Raw genomic sequence first — 20,700 nt, 5'->3', positions numbered from 1 at the left:
TTTTTTACGGCTGTCTCTGCCTGCGGACTGCAGCCTATGGGCGTCCTTGAGTGGTTGGCTGTGGACGAATTGTCGAAATCATCGCACCCCATGTTTGACGGATAGCGATTTTCCTCCTGAAAATATCTAGTAAAAATTTCGAAAATCGTACATTCCCTTGCAGGATGCTGATAATATTTCACATTTCGCGAGGTTTGTGGTCCGGTCGCGTAATGGTTGAGAGTTCTTAGGTTACCCCCTGACTTATCCACAGGCGTTACGATGTATTAGAAATACACGTATGTTATTGATATTATTTAACTAAGTGGGGTCTTGTTCGCGAGGGGATGGGGCGGGTTTAATAAGTTCTCAACATCAACTATGACGCCTAGATATCTGAAATATAGAGAGAATACGCGCTGGTATATCAGCAGGTTTGTCGCCCGCGCACCGATAGGCGCCGAGAAACCGGGGGGATCCTGACACAGATCGCAGTTTTTCAGGTTTCGGTGAATATTCCCTTAACGGAGAAAATCAGGCATATTGGTAAAAGCTTCAAGTATAAAATTTTAAGCTTGAAGTTTATGCGCATCGGATTATCCTGTTCTCAGGTCTGATAGCAATAGGGGAGCGGCATCATGAAAATCGCCTGTTTAGGAGGCGGCCCGGCTGGCCTCTATTTTGCAATTTCGACCAAATTGCGACAGCCTGACGCCGAGATCACGGTGTTTGAGCGGAACAAACCCGATGACACCTTTGGCTGGGGGGTCGTGCTGTCGGATGACGCGCTTGATAACCTATCGCGCAACGACCCCGTCAGTGCCGGGCAGATCCGCGATAAATTTGCCTATTGGGATGATATCGCCGTGGTGCATGGCGGCGCGCGGACCGTCTCAGGTGGGCATGGGTTTGCAGGGATCGGGCGCAAGGCGATGCTGGTGATCTTGCAGGATCGTGCCCGTGAGCTGGGCATTGATCTGCAATTTGAAACCAACGTCGGTCCAGCTGCGTCCTATCAGGGCGATTACGATCTTGTCGTCGCTTGTGATGGTTTGAATTCTGCGGTCCGGTCCGAGTTTGCCGAGCATTTCAAGCCCAATGTCGATGTACGCCCCTGCAAGTTCATCTGGTTAGGCACAAAGCAGAAATTCGACGATGCCTTTACCTTTATCTTTGAAAAAACACAGCATGGCTGGATGTGGATCCATGCCTATCAATTTGATGCCGACACGGCGACAGTGATTGTCGAATGCTCTGCCGAGACCTGGAATAACTGGGGCTTTGAAGGGATGAGCAAGGACAAAATTCTGCGCACCTGCGAGGAGATCTTTGTCGATCATCTGGATGGAAATGCGTTGATTTCCAATGCGGACCACCTGCGCGGTTCGGCGGTCTGGATCAACTTCCCGCGGGTGCTCTGCGAGACCTGGTATCATCAGAACGTCGTGTTGCTCGGTGATGCGTCGGCGACGGCGCATTTTTCCATCGGGTCAGGTACCCGGTTGGCTTTTGACAGCGCGATTGCACTGGCCGAGTTCATCAGCACGGAACCATCGCTGGAACGGGCCTTTGCCCGCTATCAGGAAGAGCGCCGCCTGGATGTGCTACGCCTGCAATCCGCTGCGCGCAATTCGCTGGAGTGGTTTGAGGACGTTGAGCGCTATCTGGATATGGATCCGGTACAATTCAACTACTCGCTGCTGACGCGCTCGCAGAGAATTTCCCACGAAAACCTACGCTTGCGGGACGCGGACTGGTTGGCATCAGCCGAAAAATGGTTTCAAATGCGGGCGGGTGTCAGCCATGATGCGCCGGTACGTGCGCCAATGTTTGCGCCTTATCGTCTGCGCGATATGGCGCTGAAGAACCGTATCGTGGTGTCCCCGATGGCGCAATATAAGGCCAAGAATGGCAGTCCGACGGATTGGCATCTGATCCACTATGGCGAACGGGCCAAAGGCGGGGCAGGGCTGGTTTATACGGAAATGACCTGCGTCAGCGCCGAAGGACGGATTACCCTTGGCTGTCCGGGGCTATACGCGCCCGAGCATGAAGCTGCCTGGGCGCGGTTGACCGATTTTGTTCATGCCGAGACAGAGGCCAAGATCTGCTGCCAGATTGGCCATTCGGGACGTAAAGGATCGACGCAACTGGGCTGGGAAACCATGGACGCGCCACTGCTTGATGGGAACTGGCCGACCGTGTCAGCCTCCGCCATTGCGTGGTCGCCGGACAACCCGGCTCCGCGAGAGATCACGCGGGATGAAATGGCGGCGATCAAGGCGGAATTTGTCGCAGCCGCGCAGATGGCTGATCGCGCTGGATTTGACATGGTCGAACTTCATGCCGCGCATGGCTATCTGATTTCATCCTTTATTTCGCCTAAATCCAACATTCGGGATGACGCCTATGGCGGAAGCCTGGAAAACCGGCTGCGCTACCCGCTGGAGGTGTTCGAGGCAATGCGCGCGGTCTGGCCCGCGCAAAAACCGATGTCAGTGCGGATCTCTGCGACCGATTGGGTGGCAGAGGATGGCGTCACACCGGAAGAGGCGGTTGAGATCGCGCAGGCGTTTACGGCGGTCGGAGCCGATATCATTGATGTGTCCGCCGGTCAGACTTCAGTTGAGGCGAAACCGGTCTATGGGCGGATGTTTCAGACGCCGTTCTCCGACCGCATCCGCAATGATGCCGGAATCGCGACCATGGCGGTGGGCAATATCTACGAGGCGGATCACGCGAATTCCATCCTGATGGCAGGCCGCGCGGATCTGGTGTGTATCGGGCGCCCACATCTGGCGGATCCTTACTGGACGCTGCATGAGGCGACCCGTGTTGGTGATCGTGATGCAGAATGGCCACTGCCCTATCAGGCCGGGCGCGATCAGGCCTGGCGATTGGCCGATCGAGATGCAGAGGTGATCCGCGCATGAGCCCGTCAAAGGATCTATTGGGAAAACATGTGGTGATTACCGGCGGCGGCTCTGGCGTTGGGGCCGCACTGGCACGGGTCTTTGCTGCGCGTGGTGCGCACCTTAGCCTGCTGGGTCGTCGGTTGGATCCGCTGGAGGAAATCGCTGCCGAAACAGGCGCGACCCCGCTGATCTGTGATGTCACGGATGCGAAGGTTGTTCAGGATGCGTTGAACCAAGCGCGGGTGCAGAACGGGCCGGTTGCGGTGGCGATTGCCAATGCGGGGGCGGCGCCGTCCAAACCCTTTGCCAAGATGGATCTGGCGGATTTTGAGGCCGCGCTGTCGGTCAACCTGTCGGGAGTGTTCAACCTGTGGCAAGCAGTACTGCCGGATATGAAGACGGCGGGCTGGGGGCGGATGATCGCGGTGGCCTCAACCGCCGGATTGAAGGGGTATCCGTATGTCTCGGGCTATTGTGCAGCCAAACACGGGGTGCTGGGGCTGACCCGGGCATTGGCGCAGGAACTGGCGTGCACGGGCATCACGGTGAATGCGCTGTGCCCCGGTTTTATAGATACGCCGCTGCTGGAGCGGTCGATCAGGACCATAGTCAGCACCACTGGCATGAGCGAGGAGCAGGCGGCAAAGTCGCTGCGTGCAGGCAACCCGCAAGGCCGATTTATTCAGCCCGAAGAAGTGGCCGAGGCGGCGCTGTATCTGGCGGGATCTGCGGCGGCGTCCATCAACGGCAGCGCGCTGCCCATTACCGGAGGTGAGATCTGATGCAATCCGACAGCTCCAAGGACCGGCTGCGGCTGTGGCTGAAAGTCCTGAAGGCCACCCGTGCTGTTGAAAGCGAAATCCGCGAGAGCTTGCGTCAGGACTTTACCACGACTTTGCCGCGTTTCGACGTGATGGCCGCCCTGAACCAACATCGAGATGGGCTGAAGATGAGCCAGCTCTCCGGTGTATTGAAAGTTTCAAATGGTAATGTGACGGGGATCGTCGAGCGGCTAGTCGATGATGGTCATGTGCAGCGTGAAAAGGTTCCAGGCGACCGGCGCGCCAGCCGCGTGCGGCTGACGGACGAGGGCGTGGAGGAATTTGCCCGGCAGGCCGCCGCACATGAGGGTTGGATCGACCAGATGTTTGACACCGTCCCGCAAGAGCAGGTTCAGACCTTGTCTGATGCGCTGGACAAGGTGGCAAAGCAACTTGAGAGTGAAGGACGTGACGGATGATTTCGACGGATACCAAGTACTTTCTGTGTAGCATTGAGGACGGGGTGGCGACCGTGTCGCTGGACCGGCCAGACCGCAAGAACCCTCTGAGCTTTGACAGCTACGCCGAGTTGCGCGACTGGTTTCGCGCGCTTCATTATGATGATGACGTAAAGGCAGTGATTTTTGCCCCCAACGGTGGCAACTTCAGTTCTGGTGGCGATGTACATGATATCATTGGCCCTTTGACCAAGATGTCGATGAAGGACCTGCTGGCCTTTACCCGGATGACCGGCGATCTGGTAAAGGCGATGGTCAATTGCGGCAAACCGATTATTGCTGCACTGGATGGTGTCTGTGTTGGCGCAGGCGCCATCATCGCCATGGCATCGGATCTGCGCATCGCGACACCTGAGACCAAGACGGCATTTTTGTTCACCCGCGTGGGTCTGGCGGGCTGTGACATGGGGGCCTGCGCTATTCTGCCCCGCATCATCGGTCAGGGGCGGGCGGCTGAGCTGCTGTATACGGGACGGTCGATGAGCGCTGATGAAGGCGTGGCCTGGGGGTTCCATAACAAGCTCGTCTCATCTGCGGAGCTGATGGGCGAGGCGCACAACTGGGCCGAGCGGATCGCGGCGGGACCGAACTTTGGCCATATGATGACTAAGACAATGCTGGTGCAGGAATGGTCCATGTCGATTGAGCAGGCCATTGAGGCCGAGGCGCAGGCGCAGGCCATCTGTATGCAGACGGCGGATTTCGAACGTGCCTATCAGGCCTTCGTCAAAAAGGAAAAACCGCTGTTTGAGGGCGATTGAGTCGCGCCTTGGGGGCCGGTGCGTCGGAGGAGGGCGCAGAAGCCTCCGGCGGGAGTATTTGAGGAAAGATGACAGGGTGGTCAGCCCTGATACCGGGAGGAACGAGATGGCGGATAGAACGTTTTTGAGCTGGCCATTTTTCGAGGACCGCCACCGCGCATTGGCCGCAGATCTTGAAATCTGGGCCGCAGGCGCGCTGGCAGACGTCGATCATAGCGACACCGATGCTGCCTGCCGGGGGCTGGTTGCCGCGTTGGGTGAGGTTGGTTGGACACAACATTCAGGTGCCCCGCAGGGCGAGCGCCTGGATGTGCGCACGCTGTGTTTGATCCGTGAGACTCTGGCACGCCATGATGGGCTCGCCGATTTTGCTTTTGCCATGCAGGGGCTTGGGACTGGAGCGATCTCGCTCTTTGGCAATGAGGCGCAGCAGGCAGAGTGGTTGCCACTGACCCGCAGCGGTAAGGCGATTGCCGCCTTTGCGCTGACCGAGCCACAATCGGGATCGGATGTTGCCAATTCCACCATGACGGCAAAGTTGGACGGCGATACCTATGTGCTAAACGGTGAAAAGACGTGGATCTCCAACGGTGGAATCGCTGATGTCTATACCGTCTTTGCCCGTACCGGCGAGGAGCCGGGGGCAAGGGGGTTGTCGGCTTTTGTTGTGCCTGCGGGGCTGCCGGGGTTTGAGGTGGTGGAGCGGCTTGAGACTATCGCGCCGCACCCGCTGGCCCGTTTGCGGTTTAGCGATTGTCGCATTCCGCGCAGTGCCCGGTTGGGTGGGGCGGGTGATGGCTTTAAAATAGCCATGTCGGTGCTGGATGTGTTCCGTTCTACCGTGGCGGCAGCAGCGTTGGGGTTTGCACGCCGGGCATTGGATGAGGCGTTGGCGCGGGTGACACAGCGCCATGTGCAGGGCGCGTCCTTGGCGGATTTGCAGATGGTGCAGGGCCATATCGCCGATATGGCCCTGGATGTGGATGCAAGTGCGCTGCTTGTTTACCGCGCGGCCTGGGCCAAGGACAGCGGCGCCGCCCGCATCACTCGTGAGGCTGCAATGGCCAAGCTGTTTTCCACCGATCAGGCGCAGAAAGTCATTGATCGGGCGGTGCAGCTACATGGCGGGGATGGTGTCCGTCGAGGGCAAAAAGTGGAAGAACTGTACCGCGATATTCGTGCCCTGCGCATCTATGAGGGGGCGTCGGATGTGCAGCGCGTTGTCATCGCGCGCCAGGCGCTGAATGCTTTTCAAAAGGGAGACTGAGAGCATGTTGGGTCCAACCGCACATATCGACAGTTTCACCCGCGATAACCTGCCGCCGACAGACCAGTGGCCAGAGTTCCTGCTGGAGGGGTTCGACTATCCCGAGCACCTGAATGCGGCGGTGGAGCTTACCGACGCCATGGTTGCCAAAGGGTTTGGCGACAACACCGCGCTGATCGGCAATGGTCGTCGACGTACCTACAAGGAACTGAGTGACTGGACAAACCGGCTGGCCCATGTGTTGACCGAGGATATGGGCGTGAAGCCGGGCAACCGGGTGCTGATCAGATCGGCCAACAACCCGGCGATGGTGGCCTGCTGGCTTGCTGCGACCAAGGCGGGGGCGGTGGTGGTCAATACCATGCCAATGCTGCGTGCAGGTGAGCTGTCAAAGATCATCGATAAGGGCGAAATCAGCCACGCGCTGTGTGACAGCCGCCTGATGGATGCGCTGGTGTCTTGCGCCAAGACATCCGCCTATCTGACCTCTGTTGTCGGGTTTGACGGCACGTCCAATCATGACGCCGAGCTGGATCGCCTGGCGCTGGAGAAACCGGTGAGCTATGAGGCCGTCTCCACCGGGCGGGATGATGTGGCGCTGTTGGGGTTTACTTCTGGCACCACAGGGTCACCCAAGGCGACAATGCATTTTCATCGCGATCTGTTGATGATTGCCGATGGCTATGCCGCCGCGGTTCTGGGAGTGACGCCGCAGGATATTTTTGTCGGCTCACCGCCGCTGGCCTTTACCTTTGGGCTGGGGGGACTGGCGATCTTTCCGCTGCGGTTTGGGGCGGCTGCAACGTTGTTGGAGAATGCGTCGCCGCCCAATCTGATTGAGATCATTGAGAAATACCGTGCCACCGTCTGTTTGACTGCGCCAACTGCCTATCGCGTCATGTTGCATGCAATGGAAGAGGGGGCAGATCTTTCGTCCCTGCGTGCCGCGGTTTCAGCGGGCGAGACATTGCCTGCGCCAGTTTATGAAGACTGGATCGCAAAGACCGGTAAGCCGATGCTGGACGGCATCGGAGCGACCGAGATGCTGCATATCTTTATCTCTAACCGGTTCGACGATCACCGACCGGCTTGTACCGGCAAACCTGTGCGTGGTTATCAGGTGCGGGTTCAGGATGTGGACGGCGTTGAGACGCCGCGTGGTGAGGTCGGCAGGCTTGCGGTGAAGGGGCCGACAGGCTGCCGCTATCTGGCAGATGCGCGTCAGACAGAGTACGTTCAGGACGGCTGGAACATCACTGGCGATAGCTTCATGATGGACGCAGAGGGTTATCTGCATTTCGCCGCCCGCAATGACGATATGATCGTTTCTGCTGGGTATAATATCGCTGGTCCCGAGGTGGAGGCAGCTCTGCTTGCTCATCCGGCCGTCGCGGAATGCGCCGTCATTGGCGCCGCAGATGAGGCACGTGGCGAAATCGTTCAGGCCCATATCGTTCTGGCCGAAGGGCAATCGGCGTCGCCGGAATTGATCAATCTGTTGCAGGATCACGTGAAGGCCGCTATTGCGCCCTATAAGTACCCGCGCGACATCCAGTTCACCCAAGCACTGCCCAAGACCGAAACTGGCAAGATTCAGCGGTTTCGGCTCAAAGAAGATCCGGCGTAGGTGGGCTTGATCAAGAACCGACCGATCTGTAAGTATAACACGGGGCGACCGAGCACGGTCATGAGGCCATACGACGCCGCAGCGATAAGCGGCGGTCCGGTGAAATGAACCCTGAGAACGCGATGATGACCGACTAGAGATTGCTGACAATCGCATATTCCCAACCGCAGTTGGCAGTGGAAATACTTATGAAAACTGATGAACGGGTTGAGCAGGATCTGGCTGGACCGTAGCTTTTCCAGAGCCCGCGGGGCGTTTTCGGGCTTGTGTTACGGCGGCTATGGGCTTTGTTGCGCAAATCCGTTGATGGGCAGGCTTACCCTTTCCCCGGACGGACTTATCCTACGGGCTCTGTGACTGGTATGCCCGGAGCGGTGTAGCGATTGAGCGCGGCGCCGCGGATTTGGACTTCCGCGACTTGTCTGTCAAAGTCGCGTGCCATGAGTGACTGGCCAAGAAGTTTCACACAGTTCATCTTGCTCTCGACACGGCTTCTACGGTGGTATCCGCTCCATCGCCGCCACAGGGCGCGAGCCAGGTCTCGCGACGCGTTGACCGCTTCGTTCCGGGCAGCGGCCCCGGCGCTTGTGGGCTTTCAGAGTTTGGCGTTCTTGCGGGGCGGAATGACGGCGCCGGCACCACGGGCAGCAATCGCGTCGGGGCATTTGCGCGAGCAGTTCCGGCAGCATCGGCGCATCACCAACATTACTGGTGGTGACCTCGGCCGCCCGAACTTCCAGCGTTACTTTGTCGATCCCCATGGGTGTCTTACGCCAAATCCGGCATTTGGCGCCACCATGCTTGCGGGCGTTCCATTCCCCTTCACCCTCGGCCTTGATGCCGGTGCTATCGATAAGAAGGTTCAGCGGGCCGGTTCCACCGCGATACGGCAGGCTCACGTTCAGTGTCTTCTGACGGCGGCAAAGTGTGCTGAAATCGGGCACTGCCCAATCCAGTCCAACGAGCCGCAGCAGACTTTCGCCAAATCCGGTCGTCTGTCGCAGCGGCATGCCGAACAACATCTTCAAGGTCAGGCAGGTCTGGATCGCAGCGTCGCTGAATTGCTGCTGTCGGCCCCGCTTGCCGCTCGGCAGCGGCACCCAGACCATCTCGGGATCAAACCAATCGAAAGCGATCCGCGCCGCTTTAGTGCTGTGTTTTACGAAGGCCAGTTCCTGGTCTTGTATTTCGTAGGGGCCCAACTGCTCATGCTGTTTCAGCTATCACACTGAATTCACGCAGTGAATCCCCAAACCGATTTGTGCAACAAGGCCATTCCAGATCGTCCAGGCTGTGAATCGGCATGCGAAATTGACCCACTTAGGTGGGTTATGAGCGAGTAAAATTGACCCACCTGTTTCGTTAACATCCGCGCTTCAAGTGCGGAGGAAAGAGCAGGTGTTATTGATGGAAAGTGTATCGAAGATCCGTCTGTGGGTGCTGGTTGAAGGGCGCAGTATCCGGTCTGTTGCGCGGGCGACGGGATTATCGCGCAACACGATCAAGAAGTATTTGAAGGATGAGAGCCCGCCGAGCTACCAGCGCCAGGCTCCACCGGTTCGGCACAAACTGTGCAACGGGTTTGATCTCCGGCTTCAGGAACTGTTCGATCAGGACCAGAAGCGACCACGTCGGGAGCGGCGAACGGCCCAGAAGCTTTATGAGCAGCTCGTGGTGGAAGGCTACACCGGGTCCTATTCTCCAGTTCAGCGATTTGTCCGCGATCTGAAGCGGGCTGGCGCCGGTTCTGGCGATGCTTTTATCCCCCTGCATTTTGCTGCTGGTGACGCCCTTCAGTTTGACTGGAGCGAAGAACGGGTTGTCCTGGGCGGCGTTGAACAAAAGATCTAGGTTGCCCATTTCCGCCTGTGCCACAGCCGCAAGCCTTTGGTGATCGCCTATCCCGGCGAAGCCCAGGAGATGGTTCTGGATGCTTTTGTGCAGGCACTGTCTTTCTATGGCGGGGTTCCACGACGGGTGATCATTGATAACCCCAAGACCATGGTGACCTATGTGTCCCGCTCGAAGGACCGGATATTCCATCCCCGGTTCCTGGCTCTGATGAACCACTATGTGATGGAACCTGTTGCCTGCACGCCCGCAGCGGGTTGGGAGAAGGGGCAGGTCGAGAACCAGGTCCAGTTTTTGCGCGGCCGGTTGTTTGTGCCCAAGCCTGCCTTTGAAGATCTTGATGCGCTGAACAACTGGTTGCGCCTGCGCTGTGAAGAACTGGCCAATCGTCCCCATCCCGAACAGCAGGATCGCACGATTGCCGAGGTGTTCGAAGACGAACGCGCCGAGCTGCGCCCCTTGGGTCGGCCTTTTGACGGCTATGTTGAGAAGACGGTTCGTGTCCGATCCACTTGCCTGGTTCAATATGCCAGCAACCGCTACAGCGTCCCGTCCCACTTTGCCGGTCAACATGTGTCGCTGCGCGCTTATGCGGGCCGGATTATGCTGGTGTCGGGCCAGGATATCATCGCCGAGCATAAGCGCCGCTTCACCCGCAACGTCAGCTACTTTGAACCCTGGCACTATGTTCCTCTGCTGGATCGCAAGCCCGGCGCCCTACGCAATGGCGCACCCTTCGTGGACTGGCAACTGCCTGAGGCCATGCACCAGATCAGGGAACATTACATGGCAGACAAGGGCGGGGATCGGGAGTTCGTTGATCTGCTTCTGCTCGTCCAGGATCACGGGATCGAGGTTGTCGAGATGGCTTGTGAACTGGCCGTGGCACAAAACACCCTCCGCCTGCCCGCCATCATCAACCTGATTAACCAGTTGGTGGAGCCGGTCATCACGCCGCTCAGCGAAGCCTATGCCTATCCGCAACTGACCCTGCGACCCGAGGCCGACTGCAAGCGCTATGAGATCCTGTGCTCGACTGAGGAGGTTGCCGCATGAACGCCCTGATCGACCAACTGACCGCCCTGAGGTTGCACGGAATGGCAGCTTGCGCACATGATTTGCTGTCCGCGCGCAAGCCACCAAGTCTGACCACAGCGATAAAGCAACTGATCGACGCGGAGACTGTAGAGCGGCGGGCGCGCTCTATCCAGTATCAAATGAGGATCGCGAAGTTCCCCCATCATAAGGACTTCGCCACCTTCGATTATGGTGCTGCCGCCATCACCCAGACCCAGATCGAACCGTTCTGCACAGGGCAGTTCACCCAAGAGGCGCACAACCTCATCCTGGTGGGCGGAACCGGCACCGGCAAAACCCATATCGCCATCGCTTTGGGCACCACCCTGATCACCAACGGCAAGAAGGCACGCTTCTTCAACGCCGTCGATCTGATCAACGCCCTGATCAAGGAACAGGCCGAGGGCAATGCCGGGAAGATCATCCGGCAACTCTCGGCTCTGGATTGCGTCATCATCGACGAGCTGGGCTACATCCCGTTCCCCAAGTCTGGCGGAGCATTGCTGTTCCATCTGATCAGCAAGCTCTACGAGAAAACCAGCGTCATCATCACCACCAACCTGGAGTTCGGAGAGTGGGTCTCGGTCTTTGGCGATGCCAAGATGACCACCGCGCTGCTGGATCGCGTCACCCACCATTGCGCAATCATCGAAACCGGCAACACGTCCTATCGCTTTGCTCAGAGCAAAAGCCGCAGAGAAAAGTAACCGTCCCGAAAGCAAAGCCCCCAGACGGACTCGCTATATGAGGGCGGCCCGCCTGGGGGCTTTGCGCCACATGGGGTGGGTCAATTTTAAATGCTGAAACCGGGTCAACTTTGAACGCTCATTGACAATCCAGGGAAATACTGTCGTCGTTCTTCTTCTGTCAAACTCGTACCCAATTATTGTGTGCTTCTGCCTCTTTGGCACAATATCAACATCATGTCTCAAGACCAAGACTGCCATCAGAACGACGTGATGTAGTCCGAGACCAGTGGATTGCGGAACATTCGCTCCTTGCCCTCAGCAGATAGAGGCAAATCCTTTGCCAGCAGAAGAAAGCACAGACACTCAACTGAACTGATCGCCCGTGCCAACGTTTGAAATTCTGCGTCAGTATCGGTGTGTAAGGCACGATGTGCTGCATGGCCGCGAAGGCGCATGGCGTTCTTGAGGTCCGATATGACTGAGTCGAACGGCCTTACAGTCCTGTGACCGTTCAGAGCGCCAGCGTATAGCCTTCTAAACCTCGCATCATGATCTTCGGTGCCAACTCGTTGAAGGGATGACCTGATTCGTCCGCCTAATTTCCCATGCCCCAGATCGTTGGCCTTAGTTACTGCTGCCGAGATCACTTGGTCAATGTCGCTATCATCGAGAACCTTCAGACTTTGAGTATCAGGAATCTGTTCCAGACACTTGCAAGCCGCAAGTAACCGATCAGCCCCAATCGTACCTTTGTGCCTAAGAAAGTTCATCATGAGGCCATATGCGGTCTTCCATTCGGGCGCACGTGCTACCCATTTGTTCAGGCAATCCCCAAAGACTGCCCGCTCGTTGTCATTGTAGCAGAGGCATGGGCTGCCCCAGTTGCCGCTACCCTGCATCTCAGGGTCATTGTCGCCCAAAAGAAAGATAGCTTGATGTCGCCCAACATATGACTGGGCAGCGATTGCGGCGTCGATCTCATCGTCATCCATGTGAGAGATGCTGGCTTCCTGCCATTGCAAATCAGTGCCAAGGTTGAATGAAAGGAATGACGTAACAAAGAACAATGCATCTGTGAAATCATACACTGACTTGGGTTCATCGAATGTGACTTCGATCCTTGGCCCCCACTCGGTTGGAAATTCACCAGTCGACCCATAACGTGCAGCATACCAAACCGATATGGTGACGCCATTCACTGATGTATGCACAACTCGACGGTCCATATCACTGTATCGTTCTTGACCTGCAAGTAATTCAATGAACTCACTGTTCTCAAGAATGCGCTGAGCGTGTGGCACTTCGAAGCTAACTTGCTTAACCGTCATCTCTTCCGTCCAAGGGCTATGACCGACCAGCGCCAGGTTCGAATGAACCCTTTGAGTATAACTGTGCTGTTCAGGTTCTGAGTGCTTTGTTCGAGTCCCTGGACTGGAAAAGCTGTTGAACAGAGTGATGAATTGAAGGTCTTCTGCCAGCAGTGTTATGCAGCCGTGATCAGGGAGATGAAAAAAGCCATCAAAAGATGTGAGTTGGGTCTCAATGCTGTCTGGTGAGTATCTGAAAAAACCCGTGATCCCACGCTCTGTTTCTTGCTCTACGCACAGGATTTTTTCGTTGGGCTTAAAGAAATCTTCCAAAGAATAGCCTCCTGCTTCTCCGAGTTTGCCAGCACAAGTCTGCGACATCCTTCATGCTTTGACCATCCGTGCTTACGCACAGGCGCACAACGTCTACGTCCCGTCATCCTGACATCCGTCACGACCGCACTAGGTCTCATTCCAATAGTGATCGGGGTGAACCTGAACTTCTTCACACGTGACGTTGTTTACGGCGCACCATCAACGCAGTGGTGGACCGAACCGTCATCGGCAATTGCAGGTGGGCTTGTGATTGCGACGATCCTGACACTGGTGGTGACCCCTGGCACGTTGATGCTGGGTGAGAAACGAAAGAGTCGTGCTAGACCGCAACCGACGCTGGCACCAGCAGAGTGATTTTGTATCGGTGATCGCTTGGACCTGCACGACAACACTGGCAAATGTGCTGACTGTTACATGTCGATACGAGGTGTTGGATAAAGGAACTCAGACATCCAATACGACAATCGTTCGCTTTCGATAGTGTCGAACTCCTGTCACTATCGAACTGAGCCTCAATGATGTGGGCCTAGGAAGCTAACATCAATCTTCGATACGGCGTTGGCACGTGGGATCAGCAGTGGTCCGAAGCCGTATTTCCCTGCTGTATCACGGGCGGAGTGACCAGTGATCTTGTCATTCACACGTTTGTCCACCTTGTTCTCTCGGATTGCGAGGTCAATCTCCGTCAGCGAAATCTCTCCCGATTCTAGCTTTTCGACCATGCTTTGCGTGATACCCGCATTTTCCAACATCTGTTTGAAAGTGCCGCGTAAGGAATGCACGACTTTTCGATCATGCTTTGTGACGTTCCTGATGTAAGGCATCAGAGTCTTGCTGGCGTCATTCTGAGACTTCCCGTTCACATCGATCTTGTAGTCGAAGATGCGCCCCGTTTCGGATTTCTTCGTTGACCATAAAGTTTCGGCAACTGCTGGGTGGATGGGGACAACGCGATGTGAGCCATCAGTCTTCACGATCACTTCTTCGGGTCTTAGATCGATAAATGTGATGCCAAACTCGGTCTTGACCTGAGACCAATCCAGGAGGGCAATTTCGTCCAACCTCGCACCCGTCACAGCAAGTATGCTCAGGCACAGTCGGTCTGCATCGTTCATTTCCTGAGCAAATATTGCGGTAAGTTCATCGAGATCGAAGGGCAAATAGGGAAGGCTCTCTTTGCCGTAGTGGGAAAGTTTGAGGTTGTAGAAGGGGTTGTTTTCAATGAAGTCCTCTTGTTCGCACCATGTGAGAAATGCACCAACCTTCGTTATCAGCGATCTCACCGTGCTGTTCGCCTTACCTTCGTCATTCAACCACTTCTCGTACTGGTAGCCGTGCTGCTTCTTGATGTCCTCGACGTGGAGGTTTCCCACAACACTAACAAACTCCAAGAGTTTGCTCCTTCGCGAGGTACGTTCCTTGTGGTTTCCTTGATTGGTATCTTCCAGGTAGACGATCCAGCTAGGAAGCAGGTTAGTAATTTTTCGGTCGGGGTCTTTGTCCAAGCCATGCTGCTTTATCAAGAACGGGGCGGCCGTAAACACCTTCGTGAAGTCACCGATAGTGTTTGTGTATGCAGGTTGGTTCGTCTCCTGGACATAGCTGTTGTGTAGTGCAGCCAAGCCACGATCAAATTTCGCATATATTTCATTGGTTAAGGGTGCAATTTTGGTCTTAGCTGCCCGTTTATCGGTCGTGCCAGTAGAGCGTTTTTCCTGCCGCATTGCTCCCTTTTGGAGGGCTTTGGGCATAGTGACAGACACATACCAGATGCCACCCTTGCCGTTGAGCTTTACAAGCGTCGGTGCATGGTATTCTGGCCGAACTAGACCAGTCGTAGTGTCCGAAATATAGTCCATCATGCAGTTGAGTGTATGCATAAACTCAACAAAATCAACTGTTTCAATGTGTTGAAAGTGGGTGGGGGGTTTGTGGAGGCGAGTACCGGAATCGAACCGGTGTACACGGATTTGCAATCCGCTGCGTCACCACTCCGCCAACTCGCCGTCCTGGTGGTATGAGCGTGATTAATCACATGCGGGGGAGAGGCGCAAGAGGTGTCTTGCGTGGAGCAGGCGGGAAAGTCGGAAAAATTTCCGACACCGTATGTGGTGCTCTTGGTGGGTGCTGCGTTCGGCGCAACCTCCGTTTGAACAAAGATACTTTGGCAAAGGTCATTGGGCTGGTTGTTGTTTGGTACGCTCTGTCATCGCTAGTGTGACGGTTTGGTCGCAGCGATGTTAGACCCACGCACCGTGGTCATGAGAGCGTTTGCGATCAGCTGAGGTACGCGGGGAAGGGCGCCGAGCACGGGTAGGGTCTCTCCGGTGAAGTGCGCCTCATTGAGGGCCTCGGGGATGTCATCGCGGACATGTTCGCCGGCTTGGGCAAAGAAGGGCAGGCATAGGCTTGGCAGCCGTGGTGCTTTGGCTTCGAACAGGCGGGCGGTATCGGCGATGCGGGGATCCTCTTCGACATAGCCTGTGGCCAAATATGTGCCGGGTAGGCGTTGGCGCATATCAGTGGCGAACGACTCAGCGGCCTCGGCGGCTTTGGGGCCGCGTGCAGACCCATGGGCCGCCAGCAGAATACGGGTCTCTGCCAGTGACCAACCTCGGGCTTTGCAGGCAACCTCCAGCGCATCGCAGGCCAGCTGTGGTAAATTGGGATCCAAGCCGAAGGGCATGAGCACATGCGCAGTATGCCCTTGCAAACGGCGGGGCAGCACGGTGCCGGTGAACCAGCCACGGGCCATGAAAAACGGATAGATGAGCGCGCCGGGTTCTGTCATCTGCTCCAACCGGCCAGGGCTCGCAAGAGTGGCGGAACGGATGTCCCAATCGGGCAGCCGCTCTGCAACTGCGACCGCGAGATCTGCCAGGGCGATTTCCTGTGGCTCTGGATCAGAGGGCTGCCCGTGGGCGGTGATCACAGCGATAGGACGCGGGCCAAGGGAAGGGTTGGAATAGGTCATACTTGGCGGCTTTCAGTCTATGGAGGCAGCGCAGTGCAGAGATGGAAGGGTGACACGTATCGTGCATTTGGATGCGATATCGTTACGAATGGCCATAAGCGATGGATCACTTTTGCACCGGGCAGCATTAGGAGGGCCGCAGAACTCGGATCTGTTTCATGATTTCATGCCATGCGCGGATCATAAGGACGACATTCGCCGGGCCTGCAGAAAACCATACAGATCATCGGGATCTAGAGGCTTGTAGAACAATGCGACGTCAAGATCTGCGGCCAGATTGGCGATTTTCGGACTGCGGTCGGCCGAGATCAGGCAGGCGGGCAGGGGACCAAGGTCGCGGCGCAGATTGACAATGGCAGTGGCACCGCCGTGAGTATTGCTGAGGTGTAGATCGGTCATGACCAGATCGGGGGCGACGTCGATTTCTGTCAGCAACGCGCGGGCCTCATCTTCAGTGTTGCAGGGGAGAACATCAATGCCCCAATGCTCCAGGGTGAGTGTAAGGGCGTGACAAAGATCGGCATCACTTATGATCATCAGCACGATCAGTTGCCTCAAATCGGTCTGTTCTGATGCGGTCTGATGGCGTGCAGGGAGGTTGTCGTCAGGTTGCATGTGTGGCGACATGTGTTGGCCGGAGCGTCTTACCAGTGTGGACATTGACCCAGCCGCAGTGTCGGTGACTGTCGCGCTGGCGGTGGTGCGCGGCACATCAATGGCAAAAACCGTGCCACGCCCGACGTGGGATCGCAGCGTAAGCGGATGCCCCAAGAGCGCACAGGCGCGTTCGACGATGGCAAGGCCCAGCCCCATACCATCAGCGGCGCTGGCGGAGGCATTGAGACGTTGAAACTCTGCAAAGATGCGAGCACGATCAGCCTCGGCGATGCCGGGGCCGCTGTCCCAGACCTCAACCCGGACGGAGCCTGCGCGCTTGCGCAACCCAACCAACACAGTGCCACGTGTCGTATAGCGTAGCGCGTTGGAAATCAGATTTTGCAGAATGCGTCGGAGATAGGTCACATCGCTCAGCACCGTGGTTCCGCTACGCCGCAGCCGGAAGGACAGACCTTTTGCCTCGGCGATGGGGCGCATTTCGTCGTACAGCTGCCCCAACAGCTTATCTAGGTCGACTGGTGCCACATGGACCTCGGCGCGGCCGGAATCCAACCGTGAGATATCAAGAAGCGCCGCCAGCAGGGTCTCTACGCTGTCCAGAGCATTGGCGGCCTTCGACAGGGTGTCACGGGGGGTGCCGGATGGCAGCTCTGCGTCCAATGCCGCGACAAACAGCTTGGCGGCTGACAGCGGCTGTAACAGGTCGTGAGAGGCGGCTGCTACAAAGCGCGATTTGGAGGCATTGGCTCGTTCGGCGGCTTGGAGAGCATCTTCCAGTTCCAGGGTGCGCTCCTGCACTCGCTGTTCCAGCGTATCGCGAGCCTCGCTCATCGCACGCGCGGCGTGGCGTTCGGCAGTGACATCCGTAAAGCTGATGACAAAACCACCGTCGGGCATGTCCTGCATAAACACGGTCAGAACGCGCTGCGCCCCTTGTAGGATGTCAAAGGTCAAGGGCGCGCGTGCCGTGGGGGTGTGGCCGTCTTGTGGCTCTGAAGTCTGGCCACGCGCCCAATGTTCCACCCTGTCGGCCATCTCAGGGCTGTGAAAGGTGAAATCGCTGCGCAGACGCTCAAAGATTGTTCGGAAACGGCTACCCAGATGAAATCGCCCAATCGGGATCGATAGCAGATCGCCCATCAGCCGGTTCCAGCCAACCAGACGGGCTTCGCGATCAAAGATGCAGACCCCCTGATTCAGATGTTCCAGTGTGGCGCGGATCAGTCGGGCCTGATCGTCAAGGATCCGCTCGCGCTCTTGATGTTGCAGACGCATGATGTCGGTGACATCGGTCTGCAATACGACAGTGCCGCCATCGGGCGTGCGGTGTTCGCTGACCTGGACCCAACGATTGCCTGTCATGCGCACATTGAACATCACGCTGCGATCCTGGTGCCGCGCCATACGCCGGGCGGCCCAATCGGCCGGGTTTGTGCCCGTCGGCAGGGATAAGGCGTTGCTACTGCTGATCAACTTTACGTAGGCGCCGAATGCCAGACCAGGGCGAAGCTTTGCACGGATATCGGCCATATGCATGCCAAAGCGGCTGTTGCACATCACCAGAATCTCTGCCGGGCTAAACAGGGCAAAGCCTTCCTGCACGGTCTCAATCGCATTGGCAAGATTGGCGCGGGCCGCTTCTGTTTCTCGGTTGGCCTCGGCAAGTCTGGCATTGGATAGGTTGAGCAAATCCAGCGTCCGCTCCAGATCGCGTGTGCGTGTGCGGATTTCCTCTTCCAGCAGGACGGCGCGTTCAAACTGTGCATAGGCAAGGCCCGATGCATCGGTGTCTTGTTCCACGCGCCGCATCAGGGTTGCGGCGATCTTCAGCAGTTTTTCGTTCTGCCGTTCCAGCGTGTCGTTTGGATCAATCAGGCCCTGCGTCATGACCGTTGCCCCGTGTCTGTCGCGCTGGGCGGATAGATCGCGACACCCGTCAGGGTCTGGTTTACGTGGATGGAATTCACCTGTTCACCGTATGTGCAAAATCCGACAGTCCGATGTGCCGCCAGTAGGGCTGAAATCTGTGGTGTCAGCTGCTTTTGCTGGGCCTCCATTCGGCGGAGCAGGCAGTCACAGGCCAGGATCACATCTGGGGTTTGTTGCGCGCTCAGCCCGGTCAGGGCGTGGTCCAGATGCGCAATCATATCGAGTGGCTCGGCAAGGGTGAGCACCACGCCTTCGTCAATGGCGGAAAAGAACACCAAATCGCCATTTTCGGCGACCTGCTGGATCGCACGTACATGGTGCTGACCGCCGATGCGCACGACCAGTGGATGGGCAGCAAAGGTAAAGCTGGTCAACTGCTCGGGGTCTTTGCCCAGCAACCGGGCATATTCACGGGCTGCGGGTTCGGCGTTGATCTCATGCACCAGTCGCCGCGCCGGATTGGCACCGGTTACAACCATACGCTGGGTGCTGGGCACCAGATGATCGGTGTTAAAAACCTTGATCGGACAGTTGCTGCGGATCTGTAACAGTACAGCCGCGTTCCGGCGGGCGATACCATTGCAGAGCACATAGGTGGCCCCAAAATCGGTCCCGTCCCCCGCGGACCCGCCAAACAGCGGCACCGGGCCGAGGCCGGGGGCCAGATCAGCTGTCAGTGCGTCTTCTTTGACCGACAGCCCATCGACGAGGAGAAAGGCAAATTCCGACGTCCAATCTGGTGTTTCCCGTGCCATGTCGTTGCGATTGCGAATGATTTGGTCGATCTGCTGTTGACCGTCATAGTGATCCAGATCGTCAATGCGCAGGACACGGGCACAGAAATGGCTGCGGGGCAGGCCAATGGCAACGATTTCCCCGTCGGTATACCCATTCGACCCGATCTCGCCTGCCGTGGTGCAACCGACCACCTGCGCCGGAGCAAGCTGTCGCGCCGCATTGGCGCTGAGTGTGTCTATGTCAGCCAGCGGCGAGACAAACAGGATCACCAGCTCCAGCTCGTCCAGGGGCGCCAGCATTTCGGCCAGCCTGTCGAGGGCACCAAAATCCTGTGCATCGGCAAACCCGGTGCGGGTGATCCGATCCGCATGTTTCAATGCCGTCGCAATAGCTGATCCACGCATTTTCGGGGATGCGCCGACGGGTGCAGGCATGGGGTCGGCTTGGGTGGGACGTTTTGCGTCGTTCATACCGGATGGTAGGCGGGTCAGCCGAGGTCTTGCAAGACGTTTGCAAAGCTGGTTTCTTTTGCGATCAGAACCGCTTGGGTCCGGCTCTGAACTCCTAGCTTGCGCATGATCGCAGTGACATGGGCCTTAACCGTCGTTTCGGCAATCGACAGATCATAGGCGATTTGCTTGTTCAGCTTACCCTCGCAGATCAGTTGCAGGATCCGCCCCTGTTGATTGGTCAGTTTCGAGAGGCGGCTTGCGGCATCATTCACGTCGGTATCCTGTTGCAGCAGATCATAGCCAGGTGGTACAAACGGGATATCCCGAGCAATGGCTTCGAACGCAGAAGCATAGATCTCGCGCTGGCTATGTTTGGGCACAAATCCGGCAGCCCCTGCGTGGATTGCAGCGCTGATGATGCGATTGTCTGCCATGGAAGACACCACAAGGATCGGCGCAGGCGTTGCTGTATGCAGCCGCACCAGCCCGTCCAGCCCCTGTACGTCAGGCAGGTTCAGATCCAGCACTACAACATCTGGCGCCGGGTTCTCTGTGATTTCAACAGTGGCCGCCTCTAACGAGGAGGCCGTGGCAATACTGCTAATCCCGACGGTTGCGCGCAATGTCATCGCCAAAGCATCACAAAACAACGGATGATCTTCGACAATCAGTGCGCTGACAAACCGTACAGCTGCGTTTTGCGGATCGCGAGGGCGGGTGGGCAGATGTGACATCAAACTCCTAAAGACTTGCCATAGGTCGATCCTGCGCCTGCGAAAGGTTCATTTGTGCGACAACAACAGGGGTATGAGCATTTCGGACGACCAGTTGCCTAAACAATGCTAACAGGGCAGATACGTTGGCGCCAATAGGCGAAAGGTCTAAGACGATGAGCCGTCCT

General features: G+C 57.0%; 15 protein-coding genes, 1 tRNA gene and 2 pseudogenes. 10 read left to right on the top strand and 8 right to left on the bottom strand.

Annotated features, from left to right (window positions below; all coding sequences use genetic code 11):
• The first annotated feature begins 617 nt into the window (after positions 1-617).
• The 6 genes from PhaeoP97_RS10945 (at position 618) to PhaeoP97_RS10920 (ending at position 7,828) form a co-directional block, all read left to right on the top strand.
• Entirely contained in the window at positions 618-2,912 is a 2,295-nt protein-coding gene (locus PhaeoP97_RS10945; RefSeq protein WP_072505075.1) for a bifunctional salicylyl-CoA 5-hydroxylase/oxidoreductase, read from the top strand.
• Positions 2,909-3,676 (top strand): SDR family NAD(P)-dependent oxidoreductase, encoded by a 768-nt coding sequence (locus tag PhaeoP97_RS10940; protein ID WP_072505074.1) that lies wholly within the window; start codon positions 2,909-2,911, stop codon positions 3,674-3,676. The genes PhaeoP97_RS10945 and PhaeoP97_RS10940 overlap by 4 nt, the downstream gene beginning before the upstream one ends.
• Positions 3,676-4,134, top strand: a complete 459-nt coding sequence (locus PhaeoP97_RS10935; protein WP_072505073.1) for a MarR family winged helix-turn-helix transcriptional regulator — start codon at positions 3,676-3,678, stop codon at positions 4,132-4,134. The genes PhaeoP97_RS10940 and PhaeoP97_RS10935 overlap by 1 nt, the downstream gene beginning before the upstream one ends.
• A complete protein-coding gene (locus tag PhaeoP97_RS10930) occupies positions 4,131-4,934 on the top strand; it encodes an enoyl-CoA hydratase family protein (protein WP_072505072.1) in 804 nt (267 codons plus the stop codon). The genes PhaeoP97_RS10935 and PhaeoP97_RS10930 overlap by 4 nt, the downstream gene beginning before the upstream one ends.
• Positions 4,935-5,040: 106 nt before the next feature.
• On the top strand, positions 5,041-6,201 hold the full coding sequence (locus PhaeoP97_RS10925; RefSeq protein WP_072505071.1) for an acyl-CoA dehydrogenase family protein: 1,161 nt from the start codon (positions 5,041-5,043) through the stop codon (positions 6,199-6,201).
• Between the two features lie 4 nt (positions 6,202-6,205).
• Positions 6,206-7,828, top strand: coding sequence for an AMP-binding protein (locus PhaeoP97_RS10920; protein ID WP_072505070.1), 1,623 nt, complete (start codon positions 6,206-6,208; stop codon positions 7,826-7,828).
• Between the two features lie 337 nt (positions 7,829-8,165).
• Here the strand turns inward: PhaeoP97_RS10920 and PhaeoP97_RS10915 are convergent.
• Positions 8,166-9,038, bottom strand: a pseudogene (locus PhaeoP97_RS10915) (IS5 family transposase).
• A 197-nt stretch (positions 9,039-9,235) separates the two neighbouring features.
• Between PhaeoP97_RS10915 and PhaeoP97_RS20510 the strand changes: the two are divergent.
• The 3 genes from PhaeoP97_RS20510 to istB are packed head-to-tail and all read left to right on the top strand — an operon-like array spanning position 9,236 to position 11,463.
• Positions 9,236-9,679 (top strand): hypothetical protein, encoded by a 444-nt coding sequence (locus tag PhaeoP97_RS20510; RefSeq protein WP_217525901.1) that lies wholly within the window; start codon positions 9,236-9,238, stop codon positions 9,677-9,679.
• Positions 9,680-9,718: 39 nt separating this feature from the next.
• On the top strand, positions 9,719-10,735 hold the full coding sequence (locus PhaeoP97_RS10910; protein WP_237029020.1) for a Mu transposase domain-containing protein: 1,017 nt from the start codon (positions 9,719-9,721) through the stop codon (positions 10,733-10,735).
• Entirely contained in the window at positions 10,732-11,463 is a 732-nt protein-coding gene (istB, locus tag PhaeoP97_RS10905) for an IS21-like element helper ATPase IstB (RefSeq protein ID WP_072503358.1), read from the top strand. Before PhaeoP97_RS10910 ends, istB begins: the two co-directional genes overlap by 4 nt.
• Before the next feature lie 239 nt (positions 11,464-11,702).
• Here the strand turns inward: istB and PhaeoP97_RS10900 are convergent, their stop codons facing one another.
• The gene (locus tag PhaeoP97_RS10900) at positions 11,703-13,085 is read right to left on the bottom strand and encodes an ApeA N-terminal domain 1-containing protein (RefSeq protein ID WP_157891247.1); all 1,383 of its coding nucleotides are present in this window, start codon (positions 13,083-13,085) and stop codon (positions 11,703-11,705) included.
• A gap of 72 nt (positions 13,086-13,157) precedes the next feature.
• On the opposite strand from PhaeoP97_RS10900, the pseudogene PhaeoP97_RS20635 reads away from it, so the two are divergent.
• Positions 13,158-13,442 (top strand): annotated as a pseudogene (locus PhaeoP97_RS20635) (hypothetical protein); the annotation flags it as partial.
• 158 nt (positions 13,443-13,600) lie between these two features.
• On the opposite strand, the gene PhaeoP97_RS10890 reads toward PhaeoP97_RS20635, so the two are convergent.
• The 6 genes from PhaeoP97_RS10890 to PhaeoP97_RS10865 all read right to left on the bottom strand — a co-directional run bounded on the left by PhaeoP97_RS10890 (position 13,601) and on the right by PhaeoP97_RS10865 (position 20,533).
• Positions 13,601-14,950 carry a tyrosine-type recombinase/integrase gene (locus PhaeoP97_RS10890; RefSeq protein ID WP_192849656.1) on the bottom strand — a complete coding sequence of 450 codons (1,350 nt, stop codon included), beginning with the start codon at positions 14,948-14,950 and terminating at the stop codon, positions 13,601-13,603.
• A gap of 70 nt (positions 14,951-15,020) precedes the next feature.
• A tRNA-Cys gene (locus PhaeoP97_RS10885) sits at positions 15,021-15,094 on the bottom strand.
• Positions 15,095-15,300: 206 nt separating this feature from the next.
• Positions 15,301-16,062, bottom strand: a complete 762-nt coding sequence (locus tag PhaeoP97_RS10880; RefSeq protein WP_072505067.1) for a CbiX/SirB N-terminal domain-containing protein — start codon at positions 16,060-16,062, stop codon at positions 15,301-15,303.
• A gap of 180 nt (positions 16,063-16,242) precedes the next feature.
• On the bottom strand, positions 16,243-18,567 hold the full coding sequence (locus PhaeoP97_RS10875) for a hybrid sensor histidine kinase/response regulator (protein ID WP_072505066.1): 2,325 nt from the start codon (positions 18,565-18,567) through the stop codon (positions 16,243-16,245).
• A complete protein-coding gene (locus PhaeoP97_RS10870; RefSeq protein WP_237028927.1) occupies positions 18,564-19,781 on the bottom strand; it encodes an FIST N-terminal domain-containing protein in 1,218 nt (405 codons plus the stop codon). Before PhaeoP97_RS10870 ends, PhaeoP97_RS10875 begins: the two co-directional genes overlap by 4 nt.
• 53 nt (positions 19,782-19,834) lie before the next feature.
• The gene (locus PhaeoP97_RS10865; protein ID WP_072505064.1) at positions 19,835-20,533 is read right to left on the bottom strand and encodes a response regulator transcription factor; all 699 of its coding nucleotides are present in this window, start codon (positions 20,531-20,533) and stop codon (positions 19,835-19,837) included.
• Positions 20,534-20,700 lie beyond the last annotated feature (167 nt).

This window comes from Phaeobacter porticola, from assembly GCF_001888185.1.
In the GTDB taxonomy this organism is placed as follows: domain Bacteria; phylum Pseudomonadota; class Alphaproteobacteria; order Rhodobacterales; family Rhodobacteraceae; genus Phaeobacter; species Phaeobacter porticola.
This window is presented reverse-complemented; position numbering and strand designations above follow the sequence as displayed.